The sequence below is a fragment of the Nocardia sp. Tas62D01 genome (assembly GCF_055232035.1).
Genome location: NZ_JBUYUZ010000001.1, coordinates 6,498,601 through 6,524,224, shown reverse-complemented (window position 1 = coordinate 6,524,224; position 25,624 = coordinate 6,498,601). Strand labels below are relative to the sequence as shown.

The following is a 25,624-nucleotide window of genomic DNA, read 5'->3' as shown; positions in this document are numbered from 1 at the left end:
GGACGATGAAGACCGTGTCGCTGCGGCGGCGCGTCACGTTCACCGCGGCGGTGGTACTCGGTGCGGTGCTGATCATCGTCTCGCTGGTGGTGCACGGATTGTTCGCGGTGGCGGTGAATCGCAGCCAGAACGCGGTGCTTGCCGACCGCGTTCAGCTGGCACACCAACTCGCCAAGCAGGGCACCTCGCCCACCGACCTGATGACCCGGATCGACGCGCGATCGGTGCGGGCGCGGCTCGTCCTCGCCGATGGCCGCACCTTCGGCAGCCTGACCGCGCAGCGCGAGGAACAACCCACGGTAAAGACCAAGCACGTCCTGCTCAACGGCCAGGGCGACCTGAACCACGCGCGACTGACCCTGCAACTCGACACCAAGCTGTTGGCGGGTGCCCAGTCGAAGCTGGTGTGGGTGCTCGCGGGCACCACCGCCGCGGCACTTCTCGTGATCGTCATCGGGTTGCCATTCGGTGTCCGGCGCGCCCTGGCGCCACTGGATTCGATGACGCTGCTGGCTCGCGAGATCGCGCGCGGACGGCGCGGCCGAAGGTTGTCGCCGTCCCGAACCGATACCGAACTCGGCCGCACCGCAATGGCTTTCGATGAAATGGTGGACGCACTCGAGGGCGCCGAGGCACGGGCGCAGGCCTCCGAGGAACAGATCCGCACTTTCGTCGCCGATGCGGCGCACGAGTTACGCACCCCGATCACCGGGATCCGCGCGATCGCCCAAGCAGTCATCCAGCAGCCTCCCGACGCCGATCCCGATACCCGTCAGCAGATGCATCTGCTGCTGGTCCGAGAGGCCCAGCGCGCCGGTCGGCTGGTCGACGATCTCGTCGACTTGGCGCGCATCGACGCCGGACTGCAGCTGGATCACACCCCCACCGATCTGTACGACCTCGCCGACGCGCAGCTGAACCGAATGCGGTTGCTGCATTCCGATATCGAGTTCGAGCTCACCGGCGATCACGTAGTCGCGGCCGTCGCCCCGGAACGGATCAACCAAGTCCTGCTGAACCTGCTCGAGAACGCATGCCACGCCATGCCGGGCAACGGCGCGGTCACCGCACGGGTGGCCGTCACCGGAATGCTGGCCGAGGTGACCGTCAGTGACACCGGCCCGGGGGTGCCGCCCGCCGAACGCGAGCGGATCTTCGACCGGCTGGTGCGCCTCGACCAGGCGCGCGATCGCCGTGCGGACGGCTCTGGCCTCGGTCTTGCCATCGCCCGCGGCATCGCCAGAGCCCATGGCGGCGACCTGATCTGCGCCGATCCTCCGGCCGGACGGCCCGGTGCCGTTTTCCAGCTGCGGCTGAAGATCGCCTGAAGATAGTGACCCGAATAGGGCGCGGTTCAGATTGTGTCGGCAGATTCGGTGGGGACATATCCGTCCGATCACTGGAGTAAGCAATGAAGCGCAGCCTCGTCGCAGCCACCCTGACCGCCCTCGCCGGCCTGGCCATCGCCCTGCCCGCGACCGCCTCCGCCGACCCGGGCCCGCAATGCAACCCCCAGGCCGCGGCCCAGGCGAAGGCGGACAGCGCACCGAAGGTCGCGGCATTCCTGGCGAGCCACCCGGACTTCGCCGCCGAGGTGGCGAAGGTGAAGGCCCTGCCCAAGGATCAGCGCAAGGCGGAGCGGACGTCCTACCGCCAGGCGCACCCGCAGGACGCACAGGACTTCAAGACCGCCCGTGCGGCCATTCACGACTACCGCCAGGCTTGCCACAAGTAGCCATCGAGCTCGGCCACTCGCATCCAGCGACGGGTGTCAATTCAACATCCTGTTCGGCCGACTCCCGGTGACACCCGTCGGCGCAGCACGTAGGCGGCTATTGGTTGAACGAGCACAACGCACCCGGCTTCGACACACCTGACCGCGACACCAGCCACGACGCACATCGCGAACTCGGCTGCCTGACATCGACCCCACGACCGGCGGTGCCCCAGCTCGGCAGACCGCCGGTGCCAGTGGTGTCAGCGGATGTAGGACGGCACCGTCATCATTCCGGCTTCGCCGTGATAGGCGTTGTGGCAATGCATCATCCACTGGCCGGGATGCTTCAGTGTCTGCTGTGGGCGCTCGGCTCAGAGAGTGCCGCGTGACGCAGGTGTTCGGCAAGCGCCGCGGCGGCGGTCGACGAAGTCTTGGCCTTTGCGCCCCAGGCCAGCAAATGGTGGCGGCGTGACCAGGGATCCTGTAGGTCACACACGTCGAGTAGTTGGTCGGGGTCGATAGCGCGACGCGGCACGACGGCGAGCCCGACGCCGGCGGCCGCGAGGGCGACGAGGATGTTGAGGTCGGCGACGCTGGTGCGGTATCGCACTACCGGAGCATGCGGACCGAGATTCTTCTCGATCCAGCGTCGCAGCGAGGAGTCGGCGTCGAGCCCAACGAGAGGGTGCTCGGCGACCTCGCTGTAGGTCAGCGCGGTTCGCCCAGCGAGAATCCCGCCGGCTTGGCCGACCACAACGAGAGAGTCGTCGCCGAGGGGTTCCATGTCGAGGCCGCAGTCGCGGGCCTCGTCGTCGAGAACGACCCCGAGGTCTGCCTTGCCGTCGGCGAGCATCCGCACGGTCTGCGGGGTGCGGCTTTCGGAAACAGTGACGTCAATGTCTGGGTGCGCACGGAGGAACGAGACCAGGGCTTGCGGTACGAGTCGATGCCTCGCAGAGCCGCCGCCCAGCAGGGTCAGTGGAGCAGTTGGGGACCGGGTATAGCTCGCGACGGCGCCTTCGAGCCGCGCGGTCTGGGCGAGAACCTCGCCTGCGTGGCGGGCCAGTGTCGTCCCCGCTGGGGTGGGTCGCACTCCCCGCCGACCGCGGATCAGCAGTGCCACGCCGGCGTGGTGCTCGAGCGAGCGCACCCTGGCGCTCGCCGAAGGCAGGCTCAGGTGCATCCGGCGAGCGCCCGCCGTGATAGAACCCTCCGCCACGATGTCAAGGAAGAGCCGCAGGTCCTCTGACCCGAAAATAAACCCATGGTGAGTGGCTGTGGGCGGGTGAGCGGGCACGTGACAGTTCCCGGCGATGCGTAGCGAGCCGGGATGGGTCGTCACGTTTGGTGTGGTTGCAGGTCTTATTGATTAGGCGGCTTGGATGGGGTCGAAACGGACGGCGTATCCGAGGGCGTTGGCTTGGCGCACGATGCGTCGCATGGCGCGTTCGGGATCCAGGCGCGCGAAGTAGTCGCCGCCGAGATCCTGGTAGTCGACGTCGTCGGTGAGCATGTGCCAGACCGCTGCCAGGGTCGAGTGTTGCAGGGCGACAAGGGCTTTCTGCTTGCCTATTCGTGGCGCGAGCCGACGGTATTTCGCGCCGAGATAGGTGCCGTCGCGGGTGCGGGCGGCGGCCAGTGCCGCGGTGCCCAACGCACCGGTCAGCCACCGGTCGCCGTGGCGGGTTTTGCCCGATCGGCGTTTGCCGGCGGATTCGTGGTGTCCGGGGCATACCCCAGCCCATGAGGCGAGGTGTCCGGCGGTGGGGAATCGGCTCATGTCGGCGCCGGTCTCGGCGATGATGACCTCGGCCACCCTCCGACCGACTCCGGGGATGGTCACCAACTGGTCAATCGTGCGGGAGAAAGGGCGCATCTGCTCCTCGATCCGTGTCGAGAGTTCCTCGATCGTCGCAGACAACTGATCGATTCGTTCCAGATGCAGCCGGCACAGGAAGGCGTGGTGTTCACCGAAGTTGCCGGTCAACGCCTCGACCAGTTGTGGGATCTTCGGGCGCATCCGCGCTTTGGCCATGTCGGCCAGCACCTGTGCGTCCTGCTCGCCGGCGATCAACGCGGCCAGCATCTGGCGGCCGGAGCGGCCCAGGATGTCGGTGGCCACGCTGGACAGTTTGATCCCGGCGTCCTCCAACTCCTTCTCCAGCCGCTGCGCCTCCCGGGTGCGTTCGGCCGTCAGCGTGGTCCGGTAGCGGGTCAGATCCCTCAGGTGCCGGATCGGTTCGGGTGGCACGAACGAGGCCCGCAACAGGCCACACTCACCCATCTGACACAGCCACGCCGCATCGGAGACGTCGGTTTTGCGGCCGGGCAGACCCTTGGCGTGGGAGGCGTTGACCAGGATCACGTTCAAACAGTCCTCCAGCAAGTAGAACGCCGCCCGCCAGTAATCCCCGGTCGCTTCCATCACCACCAGGGTCACCTCCTGCTCGACCAGCCAGTCCCGCAACTCCAGCAGGGCGTTGGTGGTCGTGGCGAACATGCGGATCTCCTGGTTGCGCGAGCGCTTACGTTTGCTCACGCTCGGTGTCCGCACGCACGCCTTGAGATCCTTCTTGCCGATGTCCAACGCGGCGCACCGCTCATGCAACAACTCCACGAACATTCCTCCGGAAACCGTGTCCTGCCAGGGGCGTCCGCCCGGAGGAGCCACAGGGATCTGAAGACTCTGATCCGCGTGCTCATGGCAACAATCGACAACTCCTGTCGGTGGCTCCCGAACCGCCATGCTGACCGACGAACTCGAGGCATCAAGGAAAATTACGGGGTTCCGGGACGAACGCGCACCCATTTTCCCGCCTCCACGGCGGGCCAGCGAAGCGGCCCGGGATGCTGACCGGAAAATAACCAAGGTGACCGGGCACGCGACAGCACCCGGCGGTTAGCTGTCGGCGGAGCCGACATGGTTGTTGTTGCTGGTCGTGCTAGGCGGCTGGGGTGAGGGTGACGGTGTAGCCGAGGGCTTCGAGCTGGCGGATGTGGTTGCGTTTCTTGGTGTTCGGGTTGTGGCGACTGAAATGATCGGCGCGGAGGTCGTGGAATCGGGTGTCGGGGTTGTGTAGCAGGTGCCAGATGATGACGAGGATGGAGCGGCCGGTAGCGACGATGGCGCGTTTTTTTGCCTCGTCGTCTGGCGATGCGCCGGTAGCGTTCGCCGAGGAAGGTTTTGGTGTGCCCGGCGACGACGGCGGCTTCGCCGAGGATGCGGGCGAGGTAGCGGTTGCCGTGTCCAGTCGAGCCGTTGCCTTTGGGTCTGCCCGCGGAGGTGCTGATGCCGGGAGAGAATTTCGCCCACGAGCACAGGTGCCCTGGGGTGGGGAATCTGGACATGTCCACGCCGATCTCGGCGGTGATGATGGCTGCGGCGACGGGCCCGATGCCGGGGATCTCATCCAGGCGCGCCGCCGCCGCTTCGAAAGGGGCCAAATGTGCCTCGATTTCGGCGTCGAGGGCGGCGATGTCGGCGTCGATACCGTCGATCCGGTCCAGCATCTTGGCCAGCAGGAACCGGTGGTGGTTGTCGAAGTGCCCGTTGAACGCCTCCTCGAGCCGGTCGATCTTGGTACGCATCCTCGACTTCGCCATCTGCGCCAGCACTTTCGGGTTGCGTTCACCGGCGATCAACGCGGCCATCATCGCCCGCCCCGACACCCCGAAAATGTCGGACGCGACGACCGAAAGTTTGATGCAGGCGTCTTCGAGGAGCTTCTCGACCCGGTTCTTTTCCGCGGTCCGCGCACCGACGAGATCGATGCGGTAGCGGGTCAGGTCCCGTAACCGTCGGATCGGCCACGGCGGAACGAAACTGGAGCGCAGCATTTGCCGTTCGGCGACCTTGCACAACCAGACCGCGTCGAGCACATCGGTTTCGGTCGGCCTGGTAGATGTTTGACGTCGCGGGCGTTGACCAGCCACGGATCCAAACCGTGCGCCTCGAACAGGTAGAACACCGGCTTCCAGTAATCGGATGTCACTTCCATCACCACCCGCTCGACACCCAACTCGACCAGCCGATTGGATAACTCGATCAACGACCGGGTCATCGTCGAATGCGTGGACACCTCCTGCAACCGTTTACTCGCGCTGTCTTGCGCGGGAACCCGCACACAGCACACCAATTCGGCCTTGCCGATATCCAGGGCAGCGACCCTGACGATGATCTGTTCCTCGTCATGGGATTCGGCCAGCATCTCCCACCACCTCCTTCAACACGCCACCCGACAGGTTCTGGGTGGTCGCCCCGTGGGATCACAACGAAGGAACAGAATCTAATCCTCGTGCTCAACGAAACGGCAACAATGAAGGGCCCACAGCATGATCCCAACGCCCGGCTAAACGACGGCCTCGAAGGACCATAGGGATAACGGCGTCGCGAGGCGACCACCACACCATTTTCAGCCCGGAACGGGCGTCCCACCAGGGACAAATTGGCTAGACGAGTGATTCCTAATGGTCGTAGGCGATGAGGGATCGTTTGACGGGTGCGCTGATGGTTGTGTTGTGCCAGATCACGGCGGCCAGGGCGAGTAGTCGCTGGGCGACTCGGGCGTAGAGTCCGGCGTCGGTGCGGGCGCCGTGGGCTTCCAGGGAGAGCTGTCCTTTGCAGGTGTCGTAGACCGACTCGATGAGTTGGCGGATGCCGCCGAGGTTGCCGATTCGGCGGGGTTCACCCTTTCGGTCGGGGCGCACGAACTTCACGTCCTCGAGTGCTGCGAGACGTTGAAATTCCTTGCCCGAGACGCCTTTGTCACCGATCAGGACACAGCGCCGAGGCAGCATCGCCCGGTCGCGGGCATGCCCGATCAACTCGATCGCGACCTCTCGTTCACCGATCTTGGGGTCGGCCAGGCACCAGGCCACCGGCATCCCCTCAGCTTGATTTTTAACCTCTAACTGGCAGCCGTGGTGGTCTTACCGACCGCCTGGTGTGGTGCGCGTCGGATGTTTTTTGCGCCGGGCGGGCGTCCGGGACCCGGCCGTGAGGGTTTCGGCGCGCGGGCCGGAAGAGCGGTTGTCGGGCGGAGGTGGCGAAATCCCCTGCGGACGCGGGCTGGGGTGAGGCGGCTGGGGCTGGTTGGTTTTCTCTCCCAGGGGTGGCGGAGGTCTTCGGTGAGTCCTCGGGCGAGGCGGAGTTGGGTGTGTGCGGCGATGATGAGCCAGGTCCAGCGGTCGGCGGCGGCGGAGTCGCGGATACGCGGCTTGGTCCACCCGAGGGTCTGTTTCAGGAACCGGAAGGTGTGCTCGATATCGAAGCGCCGCAGGAAGGTTCGCCAGATTCGGTCGATAATGGCGGGGTCGGCGATGTCGGGTTGCGAACACCATAGCCACAGTGGTTTCGGGTTGCGGTCGCCGGGTAGCCGGTCCACCCGAAGCCCGATGACGACGCCCTCGATGATCGGCAGTTCCCCGTCGTGGTAGGCCCAGGATCCTCGGCGGGCGAGTTTGGGGTGCAGACGGTTCCATGCCGTCGCACGCACGGCGCCGTAGCGGTCGGTGTCGGTGGTGGTGACGACAGCGGGCTCGGGATGGGTCCCGGTGTCGGACAACGCGAAGTCGGGGCCGTGCTTGGCGGGACGGCCCCTCTTGCCCGCACGGGGTTCGGCGGGGAAGGCCAGGACGCGGTCGGAGCGTATTCGCCCGATCAGGACCACGGGCAGATCCGCGAGCTCGTATGCCAGGCATGTGATGTCGTAGCCCGCATCGAACACGATCTTGATGTGCGGGTCGCCGGGAACATGGAGGTCGGCGGCTTGCAGGCGTTGCACGACTTCCCGGATCTGGGCGGCGGTGACCTCGGTCGCGTCGTCGTCGGGGTGCAGCCGTATCGCGTCGAGGATCGTGGTCCAAGAGGTCCGGCCGGGCTCCAGCGCGGCGACGTAGGAGAACAGCCAGCCCGGGATCATCTGCGCTTGCCCCCTGCCACGGCCATAGACATGGCAGAACGATCGATCGGGGCTGGTCGCCGCGTCGGGACGCAGCCACGGACTGGCATCGACGGCCAGCATGATCGCACCTTCGTCGTCTCGCCCGACCGTGGTCGTGGCGGTGATCGCGCGCCGGAGCCGGGCGATGTCGATACTTCCGGCGTTCAGACCGTCGTAGAGGGCGCCGTGGCCGCGTCGATATTCCCCGGTCAGACACAGTCCGACCAGCGTGGTGACCGGTCCGTCGTCGCACAGCACCGCGTCGGTGAGTTCGAACAGCGCGTCGGCGCGCGCGGTCAGGCTTTCATAGAACGAATTGCGGAACGCGGCAAGCGATTCCGGTCCCGACGGGCGCGCCGACTCGACCGGACGAAATACTTCGGGCACACTGACAGGCACGGCCACCACAACTTCTCATCAGGCTCTTTAGCGGGAACCCGACGATGATGATGCGGTGGCCGCTCCATGTCACGGCGACACGCCGAAATTCGTCCCTAAATCAACACGGCAGCAACACGTTTCGATGATCGAACCGCTCCAACACCGACCCGGACGGTCGGCGGGCAGTGACCCGGAGGTTAAAAATCAAGCTCAGCGGTGGTGATCAGATAAAGCTTCACCCCCCAGTACCACCGCGACAGCGCCGCGCAGTACCCGTAGTTGGCGAACCCGGCCAGCTCGGACCGTTTACGGGTAGGCACCGAAGTCCCGCACGGGACCGGTGTGGCGTCCAGGAACCGGAATTCGTCGGTCTCGGTCGACACCAGTGCCGCCAACCGGTCGACGGTGTCGGTGATCAGCGGCCCCGCGGCGTTGATGCGCTTGTTGTAGCCGGGCTGGTTGGGCAGGTACCCGAACATCGCACCCAGCCTGCCACGGCAGAACCGCAGCCAGTGATGCTGGGATGGAAAGCCCAGCAGGACTTGGGCAACCGCCAGGCAGATCAACTCGGCGTCGGTCAACTTCTTCGGCCGGCCAGGCCGTCGCAGGCGCGCCCCGATCACGTGATCATCAACGAAAACGTAGAGTGCGGTCAGGAGGGTATCGAGGTCTGTCTTCACAAACTGACACCGATACCCTCCGCCGCGTCAAAACTCGAGTCGAGGCGACTCAGGGTTAGGAATCACTCGTCTACTAGACGGCGTCGAAGCCGGCGGCACGCGCGGCGGCGGGGGGCGTTCCAGTATGGGCAACTCGGTGAAGATGATCGAGCAGTTGACGAGGTAGCGGATGGTCACGCTGTTTCTTCCTTCAGCAGGTCGACACCCCTGATGGAGGCGTCGAGCAGTTGGATCGGATGGACGACGGGCACGCCGGCGTCGAGGAACCGGCGAATCTGCAGAAGGCAGCCGGCGTTGGCGGTGGCGACGACGTCCGGTTGGACGGCTTGGAGATTCGCTGCTTTCCGCTTGCCGAGTTCTTCGGCCTTCTCCGGCTGCACCATGTTGTAGATGCCGGCCGAGCCGCAGCAGAGGTCGGCCTCGGCGATGTCGGACACCTCGAGCCCGGGGATCGCCCGGAGGATCTCGCGGGGCTGGCTGCGGATGCCCTGTGCATTGGCCAGGTGGCATGCGTCGTGGTAGGCGACCTTGGTCACGATGGGATTGCGCGGTGCCTGCTGCGGCAGCTCGGCGACCAGCTCGTTCACATCCCGGACCCGGGCAGCGAACGCCTTGGCGCGCTCGGCGTATTCTGGGTCGTCGCGGAGCAGTTCGCCGTACTCCTTGAGCGTCGAGCCACAGCCGGCGACGTTCGCGACAACGACGTCGAGGTCATAACGCTCGAAGAGGTCGATCGTCTCCCGCGCCCGCGCCAAGCCGTCTTCCTCCTGGCCCGCGTGGACCGAAAGCGCGCCGCAGCATTGGCGCTCCTGCGGCACGTACACGTCGCAGCCCTCGGCGGCGAGCACGCGGACGGTCGCCGCGTTGACGTCACCGAAGAAGACTCGGTTGGCGCAGCCGGCCAGCAGGCCCACACGCAGGCTGGACTTGCCGGCCGAAGGCGTGAACGGGGCGGTGCGGGTGAAGAGCTTCCGCACGGTGGTCTTGGGCAGCAGCGCCTCCATCGCGCGCAGCCGGGGTGGCAACGCGGCGATCACACCGAGCTGGTGCAGCAGTGCGCGGATGCCGAGGCGCTGATAGGCGATCCCACCCAGCGCGGCGAGCCGAAGCCGGCGTGGGTACGGGAACACCATGAAGATCAGCTTGCGGAACAGCTTGTCGGCGAACGTGCGGGGCACGTGCCGCTCGACCTGAGGCCGCACAGCCTCGATCAATTTGTTGTACTGCACGCCGGAGGGACAGGTGGTGACGCAGGCCAGGCAGCCCAGGCATGAGTCGATCCGGTTCCCGAACGCCTCGTCCAGGCTCACCTCGCCACGGGCGGCGAGGTCCATCAGGTAGATACGGCCGCGGGGAGATTCCATCTCTTCGCCGGTAACCGCGTAGGTGGGACAGGTCGGCAGACAGAAGCCGCAATGCACGCAGTCATCGAGCAGCTCACGTCGGGGAGGGTGGTGCTCGTCGAACGAGCCTGAGGTACCGGCATCTGCGATCTCGGTCATGACGTCTTCTTCTCTCGAGGTCCGGGGGTGGTGAGCCAGGGTGCGAAGCGCCCGTTGCCAAAGCGCCCCTGCGGGTCGAACTGCTGCTTGACCGCACGCATCAGCGGGGCAGTGGGCGGCGGGGCAACCCAAGACGAGGTGTCCGGGCCGAGCCCGTCCCGCCGATGCACGGTGCACGCGGCACCGACCACGGGGCCCAGCGCTCCGAGCACCTGGTCATGTGCTCCCCGATCGCCTCCGCGCAGCCGCACCGTGTGCACGCCGGCAGCGATCGTGCTGCTCAGAGCGACGTCGACCTTCGACTCCGCGGCGACGGCCGCGATCAGGCCGACCAGCCTGGGCCCTTCCGACGGAAGCGAGCCGATCCGCAGCACGGTGTCGCCATCGGTGCCGTCGGCCACAGCTGCGACCGACCGCCAAGCGGCGTCCGCCGCGTCGGCCTCGAGCGTCCGCGCGCGGCCGTCGGCGAGCGCGGTAGCGGCTGCGACACGCTCGGTCACACCGTCAGGAGTGCCTTCCAACCGGACCAGCATTCGGCCACCGGCGTCATCGTCGTGCACCCACTCCAGGGCCGCGGCATCCAGCGCCGATCCGATGATCCGCCCAGCGGAGGCGAAAGCCTCCTCGGCGGTGCCCGGGACCTCGACGGTCGCCTCGGTACGGGGATACGGATGCAGGCGCAGGACGACCTCGGCGACGACACCGAGCGTCCCGAACGACCCGTGGAAGAGCTTGGCCAGGTCGTAGCCGGCGACGTTCTTGATGACATGCCCGCCGGACCGCGCGACGGTACCGTCCGCGAGCACCACGGTCACGCCGATGACCAGGTCGCGCAGGATTCCGAAGCACTGGCGGGAGGGCCCCCCGTCAGCCGTGGCGAGCAGCCCTCCGAGGGTCGCGCCCCGGGCGACGCGCGCGGCGTCGAAGGCCACTCGTTGTCCGCTCTTCGACAGCTCTTCCTGGACGACGGCGAGCGGTGTCCCGGCACGGACCGCCATCGTCATGTCGGCGGGGTTGTAGACGAGCACGCCCGACAGCCCGGTGACATCGACCGACGCGTCCGCCGGCTCGGGGCGTCCGCCCCAGTCGGCCGCGGTGCCATTGGCGGCGATCAACAGCCTGGGGTGTGTGCGAGCCGTGTCGGCGAGGGCCGTGTGCAGCTCGTCGAGTGAAGTCGGGCGAAGCGTCATTCCGGGTGTCGCGTTCAGCGAACCAGCGCCCGCCCCGATTGGGGTCGCCTGCACAGTCACATCCGTTCGATCAGACCCGCGGATTCAAGCGGGTGCGGGTGGTGTGGCCCGGGGCGTTCGCCGCACAACCGTGGTGTGGGCAGGAGCTTTCCGGGATTGCAAATACCGGCCGGGTCATAGGCGGTTCGCAGCAGCGCCATCGTGGCCAGATCGGACTCGGTGAACTGGCGCGGCATGGAGCACGCCTTGTCCATGCCGATCCCGTGCTCGCCGGACAGCGACCCGCCGAGGTCGACGCACAGCTCGGCGATCGACGTCGACAGGTGCTCCGCCCGCTCGTGCTCGCCGTTGGCCTCGCTGTAGAGAACCAGCGGATGCAGGTTCCCGTCCCCGGCGTGGAACACGTTCGCGACCCGCAGGCCCGCCTCGTCGGCAAGGGTGCCGATCCGGGTCAGCGCCTCGGCCAGCCGGGTTCGCGGGACCACGCCGTCCTGGACGAAGTAGTTCGGGCTGATCCGGCCGACGGCGGCGAACGCCGCCTTCCGGCCCTTCCATATCTTGGCCCGCTCGTCGGCGGAGGCCGCCAGATTCAGGGCGGTGGTGCCATTGTCGCGGCACAACTTCTGCACCTCTTCGAGATGGACCGCGACCTCGTCGGCCGGGCCGTCGAGCTCGACGATCAGCGCCGCTACGGCTCCGAGCGTGTAGCCCGCGCTCACCGCCTCCTCGACGGCCTCGATGGCCAAGGTGTCCATCATCTCCACCGCCGCCGGGATAATGCCCGCTGCGATGATGGCGGTGACGGTGTCACCGGCCTGCTCGACCGACGGGAAGTCGGCGACCAGGGTCTGCACCGATGCCGGACGGGGCAGCAGCTTGACCGTGATCCGGGTGACCACGCCAAGGGTGCCCTCGGAGCCGATGAACGCTCCGAGCAGGTCGTAACCCGGCTGGTGCGGCGAGTCTCCGCCGAGCGTGGTGATCGACCCATCGGGCAGTACCACCTCGATCTCGTGGATGTGGTGCACCGTGAACCCGTACTTCAGGCAGTGCGCGCCCCCGGAGTTCTCGGCGACGTTGCCACCGATCGTGCAGACCTGCTGGCTCGACGGATCCGGCGCGAAGTAGAGGCCGTGCGGTGCCGCGGCTCGAGTGATGTCGAGGTTGGTGACCCCGGGCTCGACGATCGCCCGCCGGTTCACCGGGTCGACCTCGATGATCGACCTCAATCGCTGCAACGAGATCACGATTCCATCAGCGACCGGAAGGGCACCACCGGACAGGCCGGTTCCGGCCCCTCTCGCGACGAACGGCACCCCCTCCCGAGCGCAGATCCGCACTGCCGCCGCGACAGCCGCCGCGTCGCGCGGCAACAAAACCAGAGAGGGAATGACCCGGTAACCCGTCAGCCCGTCACATTCGTAGGTGCGAAGCTCTAGGGGGTCGTCCACCACGCCGTCGGCTCCCACTGCCTTGATGAACTCAGTACGTAGCCGCAAGGGCGTCATCGCCCACCTCCTCGGTCGTCGACCGCCTTGGTCAACTGAATACAACTCAGATACTGAACCATATACAACTGAGATACAACTCATCAGCCATCGGCACCTTAGCTCGAAGGTCCCGGCTCGGTCAAGACCGGCCAGCGACCCTTCTCATCGAGCTCGGTGTCGCGTGAGCTGGCAGCGGTGGACTACGCGGGCTGAAGGCCGAGTCGCTGGCCGAGGCGGGCCAGTGCTGGCCACCCATCCCGCCACCCCTCAGGACGCAGCGCGGTCGATGCCGTCACACAGCTGCGCCACCTGCGCCGCCGCCGTGCTGCGGGCCGCCGTCAGGCACGTCAGGGTACCGAGGGCCAGGTGACGGAAGTGACCGACTCCGGCGCGAGCCCCAAGGCCAGCACCGTGCCGGTCAAGTGGGCACGCATGGCGGTAACGGTCCGGACGGCATCGCCGTCACGCACCGCTTCGGCGATGCTCGCGTGTTCGCTGAGAATTGTCTCGATTCGCCGAGGATCACGGAGAGCCGACTCGCCGATCATGCGTAGCTGCCGGTCCCGGAGCGACGCGTAGACACCTCCGAGGATGGAGTTGTCGGCGTTGTCGAGGAAGATCGTGTGAAACGCCCTGTCCGCGTCGAGGAACTCCGGCAGTTCGGATTCGGCACCGGCCCGTCGCTGCCGCTCGATCTCGGCGGCGAGGGCGTCGGCTATCGCACCGCAGGATCCAGGGCCGCGGCGGATGATCTTCTCGACAGCGAACTGCTCTAGAACCAGCCGAGCCTCAATCACCGCCCGGACTTCCTCCGGCGAGACAGGGATCACCAGAGCCCCGCGCTGGGGGTAGAGCCGTAACAGTCCCTCGGCCTCGAGCCTGAGAAAGGCCTCACGTACCGGCGTCCGGGACATCCCCAGAGCTTCGGCGACCTCGCCCTCGCTGATCAGGTCTCCACCGCGGAAGGCTCCGGTCAGAACCCGGCCCTTGACGAAGTCGAGCGCTCTCGCCTTGGCTCCGCTCCGAGCGCTCGCGGTCGCCTTAGCCGCCACGACGACCTCCGCTTCACTCCCAAAGGTATGCAAGTTGTCATCCTGACCGTACACGGCGGCACCTGCCCGACAGGGACGAGCACCACGTGAGAGGACGTCTCAACGCTTCATAGTGAGGAGCCATCAAACCGGCAGGGCGACGGCCGTCGCGAGGATCAAGACGAGTATTGCGACTCCGATCCCCTGGATGTGGCGACGTGCGGTGATGACCGCGGGCAGCGGTCGTTGGCGCAACGTTCGTTGCCGCCGCCTACCGACGGCATACGTAACCAGGGCGACGACGACGGCCATCAGGGCGGGCAGCAGCCGTAGCGGCCCGGTGAACGGGTACAGGTCCCGGAGAAGAAGCAGAACACCGTTCGCGAGCACAGCGAACGACGTGCGGCTCCACGCCAGCGACGTGCGTTCAGCCTGCAGGCCGTCGTCCGGGGGCTTACGCGGGATCCGTTCGCTCACCCCGACACCGCGCCGCTCATCACCAACGCGAACCCGAGCACCGAGACAAGTAGCAGCCCGGCCGCGAGCAACACCGGCATCCGATGCCGGGGCAACGGCAGGCCTCGCCGCATGGCGGCGTCGACCTTTCCCCACCGGTACAGCCCGGCCCCGGTCGTGAAGATGGCGAGCGCGACCAGTACGCCTCCGACGAGATGCCGTGCGACGGGAGCGAACAGCTCCGGCACGACGTGCACGATGACGACCGCGGCGGCCAACAGGGCAAGCGATGTCCGCAGCCACGCCAAGAAGGTGCGCTCGTTGGCCAGCGTGAAGCGGTAGTCGGGCTCGAACTCCTCGACAGCGGTGTCCGGCTCGTCGCCGGTCGTCCTTCGGTCATTTGCCATGCGGCGCTTCCTCGTAGTGGGCTGGAGGACGGGCGGACCAGATCGAGCTCTCGTCCACCAGCCCAGACAGCGATGCCTGACCGCCAGGTTCACCCGGAGGCGACGAAGGGGATGGTCCAGCCGATCAGTGGGATGACTACTGCTACGCCGAACGACCACACCAGCAGCTGCCGGAACAGCCGCGGTTGTACGGCCTCGGGGCTGCTGACCAGCACGAGGCCGCCGCAGAGGTGGTACGGACTGGTGCTGATCGTCACGATCGCCCAGCACACCGCGCACAGGATGAGCAGCAATCCCGCATTGGTCGCGCCGTGTGTGACCTGCAGCGCTACCGGGATCACGATGCCCAGGACAGCGACCGACGATGACTCGAAGGACGCGAAGAGTGAACCGACGAAAGCCAGCGCCAGGATGGTGAGGCTCAGACTGTTGATGCCCTGGAGGTGATGCGCGATGGCGTCGAACGTGCCGAGCTTCTCGAGCAGCCCGACGTAGAGCAGGACGCCGCTGACGATCAGCACCACCGACCAGGGCAGGTCACGGATGATCTCCCTCTCGGCCGGCCGGAACACCAGCTGCAGGATCAGCCCGACGACGAATGCCGTCAGCCCGACGTCGACGGGGAGCACCAGGACCGCACCGGCAAAGACGACGAGCCCGACTAGCGAACCGATCTGGGAGCGCGTGAAGCTGCCCCCCTGCTCGGATGAGGCGGGCGGTCCCTCTGACGGCCCCAGCTCAGTCGTGGTTTTGCGCCGCATCAGGCCAACGCCGCCGAAGATGATGAATGCGGCTACCGCCACCAGCAGATTGAGACCGAATTCGATGACGAACAGTCCAATCGAGGACTCCGAACGGCCGGCATGGGTAACGAGAGTGCCGACCAGCTGACCCCAGACACTGATCGGCGAGAAACCGCCGGCCAGAGCGCCCATAGTGGTCACAACGCCCATCAACATCAAATTGATGTCACGCAGCAGGGCGGTACGAATGGCGATGGGGATGACAATTGCGAGCGCAGCCGTCGGAAGGGCTCCGATCCCGCTGAGCAGCGCAGCGACCGCGAACATAATCCACGGCAGGAGCCAGTCCCGCCTCCCGGTGGCGCGTTCGGCGATGCCGATCAGTCGGTCGATGGCACCGTTTCGCAGAACATGCCCGAACAGATACGTGACTCCGACAATGAGGATCACCAGGCTGCCGGGGAAATATTTGAAGTATGTCCCGACAGGAACACCTGCCACCGTGGCGAGAATAAAGCCGGCCGGAATGGTCACCAGACCAACATTGATATGCCGCCAGATCGCGAGGGCGAAAGCAGCGATAAGAAGGACGAGGGAGAATACTTGGAGTAGCGACATCTTTGTCCCTAATTATTTAATTAATTATTTAATTATCCAGTCGTGATTTCCCGATGTAAGCGCTGCATCCTTTCCTCGATGGAGAGGACAGGTCGGGCAGATCGCGGAGCTAGTGGCCACCGAGGATCAACGACGGACGCACGGCAGTGACTGCCAGGCCCTGCTGACCGAGGCCGCGGTGTTGTGAGTCAGCCAGGCGTCCGGGTGAGAGGGGCGCAGACATCGACAGCTGGGAGCTGTCGACCGACCACGTTGACGAACAGACTTTGACGACGTCGTCAGTCGGCACTGCCCAGATGCCATTGACCCGAACGCATGGCCCACAACGACATCCACCACGGCACTCGACCGCCAGGTCCCCCGAGCGGGCCGAGTTCGGGCGCCTGCTAGTTCCGAAGGATGGTGACCTCGTGGGCCGCTGGATCGAGCCGGATCGTGTCACCGTGTGACACGTTGTCGAAGAACGCAGGGTCGACGCCAGCAGCGATCGTGAGGCCGGCGGTGACCGCGCCTTGAACCATGACCGGGTTCGTCGCGCCGAAGAGCATCCCACGCGGCCCGACACCGAGACCGCGCATGGCCAAAAAGGCCCAGCCCGCCGCGACTCCGCCCTGCACCCCGCGCGCGATCAAGATCTTGCCCTTGACCGACTCTCCGCGCAGCGGGTGGTCCTCGCGGGAGATCACGCCGGTGGTTCGATCGAGGTCGTAGCGAGCACTGAACGGCACCGGACTGACGACGGCCGGGGCCTCGACGAGCGGGCCGGTCGCCTGCGCGACGTGGAAGACCAGATCACTCATCGCCCGGCCACCTTTCCGGTCAGTGCGGCGTCGATACATTCGTCGGTGCGACGCAAAGCCGGTCGATAGCCATGGGCCCGGATGATGTTCACCAGCTTGGCCGAATTGGTGGCCAGACTGCGCCAGCCGAAGTGCTCGCGCTGCGCCGCCGGGTCCATCACGTACCAGCAGGTTCCGCGCAGCACGATGCCGCCGGCCGCGACGATGGCGTCCAGGTGCCCCTCCTCGCGCAAGGCCTCGCAGGTCAAGCTGTTGGTCGTGATGATCAGACGGACGGAGTCGGCAACCTTGCGTCCCTCGAGTCGCTCGGCGATCCGCTTCATCTCGAAGAAGGACAGCTGTGGCGCGGTGAACACCACCAGATCGACATCGCCACCGTCGGCGAGGTCCCGGGCGAACACGGCGTCGATGTCGTCCTGCGTCACCTCGAACTCGTCGATCAGTTCGCGGCCACTGTTGGCCTCGGCGAAGGTCGAGGCCTCCGGAGTGGTGCCTACGATGTGGTACATCGCCATCGAGCCGAAGCTGGCCAGGCTCGCGCCGAAGTGCTTGAGCTCGTCGGACACCGGTCCTTCCCGGTTCACGAGCTCCACGGCCGGAACATTCCAATAGCCGCGGCACCGCTCGCCGATGACAGCGCCGAGCGCGCCCCAGTCCGCCAGGTCAGGGAGCGCGGCGGTGACCCGCACGCGGACGTTGGCCCGCCGGTGAACGTCCAGGTGGAACCCGTACTCCGGGGTACGCCCGGTCAAGGCCGCCGCGAGACCGGCCGCGCCAGACTCGTAGTTCGTGCGGGCACCCAGCACCGAGTTCGCGTATGCGACCGTGCCAGTGTCACCCCACGCCACGTGCTCACCCAGCCTCGGCTGGTACACGCTCTGGTAGCCGATGCAGGTGTTCACCGTGGATACCCCGAGGCGCCGCAGCAAAACCCGAGTCTCCTTCTCCCCGTCGACCAACTCGGGAGACTGGGCGAACAGGTGCGCCTGCTCGAAGTCGACCGACTGCGCGTTGCGCGTGGTAGGCACCGTGACCGTGACCTCGGCCGAGGCCAACCGCTGCAGATAGTTGGTGCCTGCCTGACCGAACACCTCACGGTCACCCATGAAGTGGGCGTTGGTGATCTCCACAAACCGCTCTGCGCCGAAGAACTCTCCGACACTGACCTGCTCACGCAGGATGTCGGCGAGCGCGTCACCGTGACGGCCATCCAACATGTCGCGTTCCAACGAAGTTAGCTGCATTACCCCTCCACATTGACTGGTATGCTGATATCCGAGAGACTAACATACAATAGGATACAAGTCGAGGGTGGGTTTGATGTCAATCAAGGACAATTCTGGCCTGACCGGGGGTAGCGCGAGCATACATAAGCAACTGGCCGAGCGGTTGCGCGCGCAGGTGTCGCAGATGACACCGGACAGCCAGATGCCGACCGAGAAAGAGCTGGTCAACCGCTACGGGGTCAGCCGGACGACGGTGCGCCGGGCACTGAGCGGGCTCGTCGAGGAGGGACTACTGGTAAGCCGGCAGGGGGCCGGGACATTCGTGGCACCTCGGCGCATCGTGCACCCGCTGGACCAGCTCAGGCCGTTCATTTCGATCTTCGCCAGCGTCGGGAAGCATCCTGAAGGACAGATACTGCGCTTCGAATGGGTTAGCGAACCGCCACAAATGACTCACCCAGTGGACGGAGCGCTGATGATACGGCGGCTCTATACGATCGACGGGGCGCCTCAAGCCGTAGCGGACATCGCAGTGCCCGATCCGTTCGGTCAGCGGATCTCCCGCGCCGACATCACGGAACACCCCATCTACCAGGTGCTCCAGGACAACTTGGGGCTAGCTCTCAGCTATGCACGAATAACGCTGACCAGTCAAAGTGCGCCGGAAGACCTGGCGCACCCGCTGGGCGTCGCAACCGGGCACCCGCTGCTGGTCATGCAACGAGAAACGATGGATGCGGACGACCGGCTTCTGGAGCACGCCACGTACTACCTGCTACCCGATCGGTTCGAACTTCGACTCACCGTAGAAGCCACGGAACTCGAGAAGGTCTCGTACTCCTTCAGCCGACCGGGCCCAGAGTTAGTAATGCGTAACCCCGGCCTAGACGAGTGATTCCTAACCCTGAGTCGCCTCGACTCGAGTTTTGACGCGGCGGAGGGTATCGGTGTCAGTTTGTGAAGACAGACCTCGATACCCTCCTGACCGCACTCTACGTTTTCGTTGATGATCACGTGATCGGGGCGCGCCTGCGACGGCCTGGCCGGCCGAAGAAGTTGACCGACGCCGAGTTGATCTGCCTGGCGGTTGCCCAAGTCCTGCTGGGCTTTCCATCCCAGCATCACTGGCTGCGGTTCTGCCGTGGCAGGCTGGGTGCGATGTTCGGGTACCTGCCCAACCAGCCCGGCTACAACAAGCGCATCAACGCCGCGGGGCCGCTGATCACCGACACCGTCGACCGGTTGGCGGCACTGGTGTCGACCGAGACCGACGAATTCCGGTTCCTGGACGCCACACCGGTCCCGTGCGGGACTTCGGTGCCTACCCGTAAACGGTCCGAGCTGGCCGGGTTCGCCAACTACGGGTACTGCGCGGCGCTGTCGCGGTGGTACTGGGGGGTGAAGCTTTATCTGATCACCACCGCTGAGGGGATGCCGGTGGCCTGGTGCCTGGCCGACCCCAAGATCGGTGAACGAGAGGTCGCGATCGAGTTGATCGGGCATGCCCGCGACCGGGCGATGCTGCCTCGGCGCTGTGTCCTGATCGGTGACAAAGGCGTCTCGGGCAAGGAATTTCAACGTCTCGCAGCACTCGAGGACGTGAAGTTCGTGCGCCCCGACCGAAAGGGTGAACCCCGCCGAATCGGCAACCTCGGCGGCATCCGCCAACTCATCGAGTCGGTCTACGACACCTGCAAAGGACAGCTCTCCCTGGAAGCCCACGGCGCCCGCACCGACGCCGGACTCTACGCCCGAGTCGCCCAGCGACTACTCGCCCTGGCCGCCGTGATCTGGCACAACACAACCATCAGCGCACCCGTCAAACGATCCCTCATCGCCTACGACCATTAGGAATCACTCGGATTAGGTCATAACGCACCGCATCAGCCTATGGCGCAGCCTGATGCCGAGTACGCCGATCACGCATTGTGGGCCCACGGGCCACGGGTGATGCTCGGCAGGTGTCCGAGATGTTGGTTGTCCTGCTGGCCGGTACTGCCGCCGGAGCGTTGAACGCCATCGGTGGTGGGGGCACGTTCGTGGCGCTGCCCGCTCTGGTGGCAGACACCGCGGTCGGGGCGACGTCTACGACGGCGCTGACAGCGATCAGTGTGGCGGCGGACTCGGTGCCGGCCTGCTGCTGGCGCTGCCGGCAGTCTCGTTCAACGCCGCGGTGCCGTGGCTGCTCGCTTCCGCCACGGTGATCCTCGCCTTCGGGCGCCGCGTCTCCCGCGCGTTGAGCACCGCGATGGGCCGCTCAGTCGGCATGAGCTCCCGAACTGTCCTGACCGCCCAGCTCCTCCTCGCCGTGTACGGCGGATACTTCGGCGGCGCCGTAGGCATCATGATGCTGGCCCTGTGGAGCATCGGCCTCGGCCTAGACACCGCGGTCGGCAACCCGATGCGGATCGCCCAGCTCGCGGCCATCAATCTCAGCGCCAGCGCGGTGTTCCTCATCGCTTCAGACGCACCGGGCGCTCCGCTTCTCCTCATCACCATGCTGGCCGGTGCGATAGCCGGAGGCTTCGCCGGTGCCCACCTCGCACGCAGGCTCCCCGCTGGACTTATGCGGAACATCGTCCTGACCACCGCCGTGGCCATGACCGTCCTTTACTTCCTACACAGCTGACCTCACAACCGACGAGTCCCTCGAAATCGACGGCCATGAAGGCCAAGACGGCGATCGCGGCATTTGCCTGAAGCGGGGACCGGTCGTCCCCCGGTTCAGTGGGCCTGCTGGATCCAGTCCTGATAATGCGTGGGTGCCAGGTGTGCGTCCGGTCCTGCGATGAGTACGTCGCCGGTGACGGCTGCGAACATGCCGGCCTTGTCATCGGTGATGACGGTCCGGGCGTCGTGCTGCGCGGCCAGGGTGACCCTGCCGAGTTCGTCGAGGCGAAAGACGTCCGGGCCGGCGATGCTACGGATGCCTCCCAGCGGCGGGTTGGTGGAGACATCGACGACCGCGTCGACGATGTCCGCGACGGCGATTGGCTGGAGTGGGGTGGGGGGAAGGCGGACGGTGCTGTCGTCTGAGGTCCAGGACAGGATCGCGTCCACGAACTCGAAGAACTGGGTGGCGCGCACGATGGAGTACGGCGTGGGCCCCTGCCGGAGCAGCTCTTCCTGGAGGGTCTTGGCCCGGTAGTAGTCCAGCTGGGGCACCTGGTCCACTCCGACGATCGAGAGGATCACCTGATGCCGGACGCCTGCCCTCTCTCCCGCGGCCAGCAGGTTGTTCATGGAGGTGCGGAAGAAGTCCAGGGATGCCTCGTCGAAGGTCGGCGAGTTCGCCAGGTTGATCACGACCTCGGCGCCCTCCAGTGCTTGGTCCAGGCCCTTCCCCGTGATCAGGTCGACGCCGGTGGAAGGTGCCGCGGGGACGGCCTCGTGTCCGGCGGCGGTCAGCTTCCGGACCACCCGCGAACCGATCAGTCCGGTACCGCCGATGACTGCGAGCTTCATGGTTCTCACCTTTCACGGCGCGCACCGGGCACGTCTGGGCTTCTTCGAGGACGCATTCTCAACTCGGATACTTCTTGTCTGAGACAAGTAATCGGATGGCATTCATCCGAGTCAACCGGACACGCGAAGCAAGGGCATAACGATGAAGCACCTCGAACTCTGATGCTCTACTACGTCCCGGCCGCACACGGATAGTCGCGACCCTGCGGGCCGAGGCCCGTGACCGGTTGCGCCGCGGCGCTGGTGAATTCCAGCGCGACACCCGCCGACTGCTGGAACGCGCGAGCACCATCGACCTGGCCTCCACCAGCGACGACCCCTACGAGCAGGCCGCCGCCCGCGCCTATCCCGGCCAGAACCTCGGTGTCCACGGGCTGGCCGAGATCCTGGCCGGGGCACCCGAGCTCCTGAAACAATACGACGATGCGCGCGCCGCCGATCCGTTGCGGCACATGGTGATCCAGGTGGTCACCGACTGGGCTCGGGTCGGACGAGGCGACCCGATACCCGAACCGACACTCGCCGAGTTCGCGGTAGCAGCACTGCGGGCGGCACGATCAGAAATCGACACCACCCCCAAGCAGGTGCGCGACGCTATCACCGCCGCCCGTACACCACCACAGGGGTTAGGGCGAGTAGCGGCGCTGCTCGACGAACAGACCCGCGGCTATCGCCCGTTCGACTACCTCGCCGCCGCCGACGACGGACAAGACAACCGGAAACCACGCCCCATACCGAACGCGTTCTGGCACAAAGCGATCCACAACGCCGACCCCGACACCCTTCTGGCGGTCGGGGTCAGCGCCTACCAACGCGACAACGCACCCGAAGCAGCCTCGATATTCCGCAAAGCCGCCGCCACCGACAACCCCGAGGCGATGTTCAGCCTCGGTGTCCTGCTCGCCGAGCGTGGTGAGACCGGCGAGGCGGAGTCCTGGTACCGCAAAGCCACCGACGGCGGCCACACCAAGGCGATGACCAACCTCGGTAACCTGCTCGTCGAGCGTGGTAAGACCGGCGAGGCGGAGTCCTGGTACCGCAAAGCTGGCGAGGGTGACAAGTCGTGAGCGCTTTCTCGCCACCACCGCGATTGCAGACCAGGATCCAATGATGAATCGCTCTGGTCCCCGACCGCTAGGCCGACTCCAATATCAGATAGATAGATGCGCATGTGTCAGGCGAAGGCGAGTTGTCCGGCGTCGCGACGCAGGTGCACACCCGTCTCCCCCCGAGACACAGGAGACGGGTGTGCAGGCGAACCCCCTTCACCCCCGCCCGAAACCCCTTCACCCCCTGACTCGATCACCTCGGTCACACCCGGCGAAAAACACTGATACGCAGGACAATCCACATCCACAAATGGGAATTGCAACCTCCCGGTAAGTGCTGGGAGAGTCGGGGTGATGCGCCGGGCGTCGCCGCGCGGCGCTCACGGCGCCGGGATCTCGGCGTACCGGGTATGCCAATCGGTGGCCTCCTGGTAGGCGGTCGCGATCTGGAAGAGGACGGCCTCATCGAAACGCGCCGCGCTGATCGCGATGCCGACGGGGTTCCCGCTGCGTGGGTGGAAGCCGATCGGCAGACTGAGCGTCGGGCCTTCGTGCAGGGCCCAGGGGTAGGTGATCCGGCCCAGCGCCGCGGTCTGTGCGCGGGAGTCGAGGCTGTCCACCAGCGGCACGTCGACCGGCACGACCGGGCTGACGATGACGTCCACGTCGCCGAAGATCGCGGAGAGCCTCCGCCGGTACCGCGTGCGGAACTCCAGCGACCGGGCGAGCTCCACGGCCGGGACGTCGAGTCCGGCAGAGAGCCTGCCCCGCACGTCGACCGAGAAGTCCTCAGGGCTGCGCAGCAGCCGGTCCTGGTGGTACGCCGCCCCCTCGCACTGGGCAATGCGGGTCCAGTGCTCGGCCGCGTCGGCGGCGCCGAAGTCGGGGACACCCAGCGTCCGCGTGCCCTGGTCGGCGAGCCAACCGAGGAACGTCTCGACGACCTCACCGACGCCGTCGTCGAGCTCGTCGAAGAAGAAGTCGCGGGCCACGCCTACCCCGAGGCTGTCAAGCGGCTTCCCGATCGCCGACGTCGCCGGTGCGCCTGTGCTGGCGACCGAGAACGGATCCTCCGCGTCGAAGCCGACGAGCGCCTCGGTCAGGTGGGCGGCATCGAGGGCCCGCCGGGCCATCGGTCCGACGGTGTCCTGGGTGTATGCGCCGGGGACGATGCCCTTGATCGAGATCGTACCGACGCTTGGCCGCAGCCCGACGACGCCGTTGAGAGCGGACGGGACGCGGACCGACGCGCCGGTGTCGGTGCCTAGGGCGAGGTCGCAGTACCCGGCGGCGATCGCCGCGCCGGGTCCACCGCTCGAGCCGCCCGGGATGCGGTCGAGGTCCCACGGGTTGCGGCAGGAACCGTAGGTGGCGTTCTGGGTGGTCATACCCCAGGCCAGCTCGGCCATGTTCAGCTTGGCGTGTACGACCGCGCCCTGACGGCGCAGGAGCCGGATGACGGTGGCGTCGGACCTCGGCACGTTCCCAGCGAGGAACGAAGCGCCCGCGGTTGTCGGTACGCCCGCGACGTCGATGTTGTCCTTGAGGCCGATGAGAACTCCGTCGAGCGGGCCCAGGGGCATCCCGGCGTCTCGGCGGCGGTCGCTGGCCTCCGCGTCGCGCCGGGACTCGTCGATCCATCTGATGACGGCGTGGACGCGGTCGTCGTTGACGAAGTACCGGGCCCTTGCAGCGTCCCACGCCGCTGTGGCGCTCATCGCCATCATGCCCGAGATGTCGCAGGAGCGGGACGAGCTCCGGTTGTCACGGCGCTGCTCGGCGCGGACTGCAGCGCCGCGATGTTCGCGAGAATGGCGTCGGTGACTTGCCTCGTGTCGAGTGTGCCGCCGAGGTCTGCCGTGACATTGCCATCGCTGACCGCTTGTTCGATTGCCCGGTGCGCCAACGCGGCTTCGTCAACCAGGCCGAAGTGCTCGAGCATAAGGACGCCACTGGATATGGCACCGATCGGATTCGCGACCCCATTGCCGGCAATGTCGGGCGCCGAACCGTGAACGGGTTCGAACATGCTGGGGAAACGCCCCTCTGGATTGAGGTTGGCGCTGGCGGCGATACCCAGGCTTCCCGCGAGCGCGCTGCCCAGATCGGAGAGGATGTCGATGATCAGGTTCGATCCGACCACGACCTCGAGGGTGTCCGGCCGCTGCACAAAACGAGCCGCCAGCGCATCGACGAGCCAACGCTCCACCTCGACGTCCGGGTAGTCCTTGCTCACCCGATCGAACACCTCGTCCCACAGCACCATGCCGTATTGCTGCGCATTGCTCTTCGTGGCGCTTGTGACCTTCTTGCGTGAGCGTGTGCGCGCAACCTCGAAGGCGTGGCGAATGATGCGTTCGCATCCCTCTTCCGTGAACACGGCAGACTGGACCGCGATTTCCTTGCCATCGCCGCGACCTGAGAAGTTCCGCCCTCCGAACCCGGAGTACTCCCCCTCCGAGTTCTCACGAATCAGGACCCAATCCAGCGACTCGAGGTCGTGGTAGTTCAGTGCACTCTTCACGCCGGAGTAAAAGTGCACGGGACGGATGTTTGCCCACTGGTCGAAGTTCTGGGTGATGGCCAGTCGCAAACCCCAGAGGCTGACATGGTCCGGGACGTTCTCCCAACCGACCGCGCCGAAGTAGATGGCATCGAATTTCTTCAGCTGCTCGAGGCCGTCTTCAGCCATCATGCGACCGTGCTTGGCGTAGTAGTCGGAACCCCAGGGGAAAGATTCGAACTCGAACTCGAACTTTCCCGCGGACAGCTCGGCTAGGTACTCGAGAACACGCTGCCCTTCGGGGATGACCTCGTTGCCGACACCGTCCCCAGGAATGTTCGCAATTGTGTACTTTCGCGACTCACTCATCACAGATCCTTTAGGTCTTCGCCGTGCAGAGATCTTCATGCAGGCCTTGTGCGGA

Annotated in this window: 22 protein-coding genes and 3 pseudogenes; 6 read left to right on the top strand and 19 right to left on the bottom strand. The window is 66.1% G+C overall.

Annotated elements, in window-relative coordinates:
* Positions 1–5 precede the first annotated feature (5 nt).
* Positions 6–1,328, top strand: coding sequence for a sensor histidine kinase (locus ACV7NQ_RS31115; RefSeq protein WP_463362846.1), 1,323 nt, complete (start codon positions 6–8; stop codon positions 1,326–1,328).
* 83 nt (positions 1,329–1,411) lie between these two features.
* Entirely contained in the window at positions 1,412–1,735 is a 324-nt protein-coding gene (locus ACV7NQ_RS31110; protein WP_463362845.1) for a hemophore-related protein, read from the top strand.
* Positions 1,736–1,977: 242 nt separating this feature from the next.
* Here the strand turns inward: ACV7NQ_RS31110 and ACV7NQ_RS31105 are convergent.
* The 16 genes and pseudogenes from ACV7NQ_RS31105 to ACV7NQ_RS31030 all read right to left on the bottom strand — a co-directional run.
* A pseudogene (locus tag ACV7NQ_RS31105) lies at positions 1,978–2,061 on the bottom strand (multicopper oxidase domain-containing protein); the annotation flags it as partial.
* A gap of 2 nt (positions 2,062–2,063) precedes the next feature.
* Complete coding sequence (locus tag ACV7NQ_RS31100; RefSeq protein WP_463365884.1) at positions 2,064–3,014, bottom strand: LysR family transcriptional regulator; 951 nt, start codon at positions 3,012–3,014, stop codon at positions 2,064–2,066.
* A 72-nt stretch (positions 3,015–3,086) separates the two neighbouring features.
* Entirely contained in the window at positions 3,087–4,334 is a 1,248-nt protein-coding gene (locus ACV7NQ_RS31095; protein WP_463362844.1) for an IS110 family RNA-guided transposase, read from the bottom strand.
* A gap of 161 nt (positions 4,335–4,495) precedes the next feature.
* A pseudogene (locus ACV7NQ_RS31090) lies at positions 4,496–5,925 on the bottom strand (IS110 family RNA-guided transposase).
* Positions 5,926–6,181: 256 nt separating this feature from the next.
* Positions 6,182–6,601 (bottom strand): hypothetical protein, encoded by a 420-nt coding sequence (locus ACV7NQ_RS31085; protein ID WP_463362843.1) that lies wholly within the window; start codon positions 6,599–6,601, stop codon positions 6,182–6,184.
* A gap of 23 nt (positions 6,602–6,624) precedes the next feature.
* Positions 6,625–8,064, bottom strand: a complete 1,440-nt coding sequence (locus ACV7NQ_RS31080) for an NF041680 family putative transposase (RefSeq protein WP_463358523.1) — start codon at positions 8,062–8,064, stop codon at positions 6,625–6,627.
* Positions 8,065–8,237: 173 nt separating this feature from the next.
* A complete protein-coding gene (locus tag ACV7NQ_RS31075) occupies positions 8,238–8,720 on the bottom strand; it encodes a transposase family protein (RefSeq protein WP_463362842.1) in 483 nt (160 codons plus the stop codon).
* Between the two features lie 173 nt (positions 8,721–8,893).
* Complete coding sequence (locus ACV7NQ_RS31070) at positions 8,894–10,222, bottom strand: (Fe-S)-binding protein (protein ID WP_463362841.1); 1,329 nt, start codon at positions 10,220–10,222, stop codon at positions 8,894–8,896.
* Complete coding sequence (locus tag ACV7NQ_RS31065; RefSeq protein ID WP_463362840.1) at positions 10,219–11,466, bottom strand: FAD-binding oxidoreductase; 1,248 nt, start codon at positions 11,464–11,466, stop codon at positions 10,219–10,221. The genes ACV7NQ_RS31070 and ACV7NQ_RS31065 overlap by 4 nt, the downstream gene beginning before the upstream one ends.
* Positions 11,467–11,468: 2 nt before the next feature.
* Positions 11,469–12,920 (bottom strand): FAD-linked oxidase C-terminal domain-containing protein, encoded by a 1,452-nt coding sequence (locus tag ACV7NQ_RS31060; protein WP_463362839.1) that lies wholly within the window; start codon positions 12,918–12,920, stop codon positions 11,469–11,471.
* A 329-nt stretch (positions 12,921–13,249) separates the two neighbouring features.
* Positions 13,250–13,954, bottom strand: coding sequence for a GntR family transcriptional regulator (locus ACV7NQ_RS31055; RefSeq protein ID WP_463362838.1), 705 nt, complete (start codon positions 13,952–13,954; stop codon positions 13,250–13,252).
* 123 nt (positions 13,955–14,077) lie between these two features.
* On the bottom strand, positions 14,078–14,410 hold the full coding sequence (locus ACV7NQ_RS31050; protein WP_463362837.1) for a DUF202 domain-containing protein: 333 nt from the start codon (positions 14,408–14,410) through the stop codon (positions 14,078–14,080).
* Positions 14,407–14,796, bottom strand: a complete 390-nt coding sequence (locus tag ACV7NQ_RS31045; RefSeq protein ID WP_463362836.1) for a YidH family protein — start codon at positions 14,794–14,796, stop codon at positions 14,407–14,409. The genes ACV7NQ_RS31050 and ACV7NQ_RS31045 overlap by 4 nt, the downstream gene beginning before the upstream one ends.
* Before the next feature lie 89 nt (positions 14,797–14,885).
* Positions 14,886–16,157 carry an SLC13 family permease gene (locus ACV7NQ_RS31040; protein WP_463362835.1) on the bottom strand — a complete coding sequence of 424 codons (1,272 nt, stop codon included), beginning with the start codon at positions 16,155–16,157 and terminating at the stop codon, positions 14,886–14,888.
* Positions 16,158–16,543: 386 nt separating this feature from the next.
* Complete coding sequence (locus ACV7NQ_RS31035; RefSeq protein ID WP_429414339.1) at positions 16,544–16,957, bottom strand: aconitase X swivel domain-containing protein; 414 nt, start codon at positions 16,955–16,957, stop codon at positions 16,544–16,546.
* Positions 16,954–18,201: an aconitase X gene (locus ACV7NQ_RS31030; RefSeq protein WP_463362834.1), complete on the bottom strand. Its 1,248-nt coding sequence runs from the start codon at positions 18,199–18,201 to the stop codon at positions 16,954–16,956. Before ACV7NQ_RS31030 ends, ACV7NQ_RS31035 begins: the two co-directional genes overlap by 4 nt.
* Positions 18,202–18,277: 76 nt before the next feature.
* Between ACV7NQ_RS31030 and ACV7NQ_RS31025 the strand changes: the two genes are divergently transcribed.
* The 3 genes and pseudogenes from ACV7NQ_RS31025 to ACV7NQ_RS31015 all read left to right on the top strand — a co-directional run.
* Entirely contained in the window at positions 18,278–19,078 is an 801-nt protein-coding gene (locus ACV7NQ_RS31025; RefSeq protein WP_463362833.1) for a GntR family transcriptional regulator, read from the top strand.
* Between the two features lie 62 nt (positions 19,079–19,140).
* Positions 19,141–20,034, top strand: a complete 894-nt coding sequence (locus tag ACV7NQ_RS31020) for an IS982 family transposase (protein ID WP_463362832.1) — start codon at positions 19,141–19,143, stop codon at positions 20,032–20,034.
* Positions 20,035–20,308: 274 nt separating this feature from the next.
* Positions 20,309–20,812 (top strand): annotated as a pseudogene (locus ACV7NQ_RS31015) (TSUP family transporter); the annotation flags it as partial.
* Positions 20,813–20,907: 95 nt separating this feature from the next.
* On the opposite strand, the gene ACV7NQ_RS31010 reads toward ACV7NQ_RS31015, so the two are convergent.
* On the bottom strand, positions 20,908–21,648 hold the full coding sequence (locus ACV7NQ_RS31010) for an SDR family oxidoreductase (protein WP_463362831.1): 741 nt from the start codon (positions 21,646–21,648) through the stop codon (positions 20,908–20,910).
* Positions 21,649–21,875: 227 nt separating this feature from the next.
* On the opposite strand from ACV7NQ_RS31010, the gene ACV7NQ_RS31005 reads away from it, so the two are divergent.
* The gene (locus ACV7NQ_RS31005) at positions 21,876–22,715 is read left to right on the top strand and encodes a tetratricopeptide repeat protein (protein ID WP_463362830.1); all 840 of its coding nucleotides are present in this window, start codon (positions 21,876–21,878) and stop codon (positions 22,713–22,715) included.
* Positions 22,716–23,077: 362 nt separating this feature from the next.
* On the opposite strand, the gene ACV7NQ_RS31000 is transcribed toward ACV7NQ_RS31005, so the two are convergent.
* On the bottom strand, positions 23,078–24,415 hold the full coding sequence (locus ACV7NQ_RS31000; RefSeq protein ID WP_463362829.1) for an amidase: 1,338 nt from the start codon (positions 24,413–24,415) through the stop codon (positions 23,078–23,080).
* Between the two features lie 5 nt (positions 24,416–24,420).
* Positions 24,421–25,569: a tartrate dehydrogenase gene (locus ACV7NQ_RS30995; protein WP_463362828.1), complete on the bottom strand. Its 1,149-nt coding sequence runs from the start codon at positions 25,567–25,569 to the stop codon at positions 24,421–24,423.
* Between the last annotated feature and the right edge of the window lie 55 nt (positions 25,570–25,624).